Source organism: Nostoc sp. CHAB 5715 (assembly GCF_020829685.1).
Classification (GTDB): Bacteria; Cyanobacteriota; Cyanobacteriia; order Cyanobacteriales; family Nostocaceae; genus Nostoc.
Map to the genome: position 1 here is coordinate 1 of NZ_JAIVFR010001091.1, position 2,319 is coordinate 2,319.

1 protein-coding gene and 1 pseudogene are annotated in these 2,319 nt (G+C 44.3%); both read left to right on the plus strand.

All coding sequences use genetic code 11. The features are described 5' to 3' along the window. A pseudogene (locus tag LC574_RS36255) lies at positions 1–279 on the plus strand (TIGR01548 family HAD-type hydrolase); the annotation flags it as partial. Positions 280–636: 357 nt separating this feature from the next. Next, the gene (locus LC574_RS36260) at positions 637–2,052 is read left to right on the plus strand and encodes a cytochrome P450 (protein ID WP_229458458.1); all 1,416 of its coding nucleotides are present in this window, start codon (positions 637–639) and stop codon (positions 2,050–2,052) included. The last annotated feature ends 267 nt before the right edge of the window (positions 2,053–2,319 follow it).

Below are 2,319 nucleotides of genomic sequence, written 5' to 3' on the forward strand. Positions count from 1 at the left end.
ACAGTTCGTGAGTTAGATAATGGAATTGAGCAAAAATTAGCTGTAGTGTACGTGGGAGATACGGTAGCAGATATGTATACCGTCGAGAAAGCACAGGCTTTGGATTCTTCTCGCAGTTGGATTGGTGTAGGGGTTTTACCACCCCATGTGCAGGAAACATCAGCGCGTGGTAATGCCTATGCTGAGACACTGCTAGCAGCAGGAGCAGTGGTAGTTTTAAGTAATGTGCAAGAATTAACTCCAAGGCAGATTCAGGAATTGGTAAATTCATCTGCCTGATCTGTGTTTTAAGTACAGCTTTGCCTAAAATCGTGGCGTTTTTAATGCAGGGGAACGCATTAACATTGTATCGGGACGCATTAACAATGCAGCCGACGCATTGGCATTGTATCAGGATACATTAACAATGCAGCCGACGCATTGGCATTGTATCGGGATACATTAACAATGCAGCCGACGCATTGGCATTGTATCGGGACGCATTAACAATGCGGCCGACGCATTGGCATTGCAAGGTATTGTCAAATTTAATTTGCTACGAATTAATAAAATGTTGTATTAAGATCAATCAAGCTAGGGGTGCATGAATGACTGGCTGATAACAATCTTGCTTTAATCATTGGGAGATTAATAAAAATGTCTGCACTTAAACTGCCTAACGGCCCTCAAGCTCACCCTTGGGTACAGACGTATCAATGGCTTACTAATCCCTTAGAATACATAGAAGACTGTGCTAAACGTTATGGTGATATCTTCACCCTTCAGATAGGACAAAATTCTCCTCCTCAAGTATTCATTAGCAATCCTCAGGCGATTGGGCAGATTTTTACTACAGATCCAAAACAGTTGGACTCTGGTGAGTCCGCAGGAATTAGATCGCCTTTATTAGGACGGCAATCAATACTGGCGCTGGACGGAAAGCCTCATCAGCGACAACGAAAGCTGTTGACACCACCCTTACATGGGGAACGAATGCTAGCTTATGGTGAATTAATCTGCGACATCACTGAGCAAGTCACTAATCAGTGGCAGGTTGGAGAAACCTTTGCAGTTCTGCCATCAATGCAAGCAATCTCTTTCCAAGTAATTTTGAAGGCTGTATTTGGTCTAGAAGATGGGCCACGTTACGAGAAACTCTATAAACTCCTAATTGCAATCCTGAATCCCAAAATCCCTATCTTAAGAACTGTTCTGCTTCTTTTCCCATCAATGCGGCAGGATTTAGGAGCGTGGAGTCCTTGGGGGAAATACTTGCGTTTACGGCAGCAAATTGATCAACTTATCTACGCCCAGATTCAAGAACGCAAAGCACAACCCGATCCATCTCGGACTGATATTCTATCTTTGATGATGGCTGCTCGTGATGAGGCGGGAGAGCCGATGACAGACCTGGAATTACGCGATGAACTGATGACCCTATTAGTGGCGGGTCACGAAACTACTGCAACTACCTTATCATGGGCGCTGTACTGGATTCATCATCTGCCGCAGGTGCGGGAAAAACTGCTGCAAGAATTAGATAAGTTGGGTGAACAACCAGATCCAAACGCTATTTTCCGTAGGCAAAGCCCGCCGGAGGCATCGCCTTATTTGAATGCTGTCTGTTCTGAAACGCTACGTCTTTACCCTGTGGCGGTATCGGCACTAAATCGAGTGGTCAAATCACCGCTACAAATTGGGGAATACAACTTTGAGCCTGGTACTTTGCTGATTCCTTCTATTTATTTGACCCATCATCGAGAAGATTTATATCCTGAGTCGAAGCAATTTAAGCCAGAGCGTTTTCTAGAACGGCAATTTTCTCCATCTGAGTATTTACCCTTTGGTGGCGGGAACCGTCGCTGTATTGGAATGGCATTTGCCTTGTTTGAGATCAAACTGGTGTTGGCAACAGTGCTGTCTCACTGGGAGATGGAACTGGCTGATAGCAAACCAGTGCAGCCAGTTCGTAAGGGTTTGCTATTTAGCCCAGCAGGTGGTGTAAAGATGGTGGTGAAGGGGAAGCGTCCTCAAAATCAGCCTATTCTCCAGACTAGCTCTAGTTCAGCGTGAAGAGTTTTATAGTTGACATAAATATTTGCGGAACAATTACCTTGAAAGTTTATCGTATGAGAGAACATTTTATCGTCGAATTTTCTCGCTGGACAGGGATTTTTATATTTATCGTTTCCAGGGAACAAAGGCATTTGAAGTTATATCATGTCCGATAAATTACTTGTGATATGTCATTGCGAGTGGAACGAAGTGAAACGAAGCAATCACAACGTCTGGAGCGATTGCTTCACTCCGTTCGCAATGACAACTGTTTAACCGGACGTG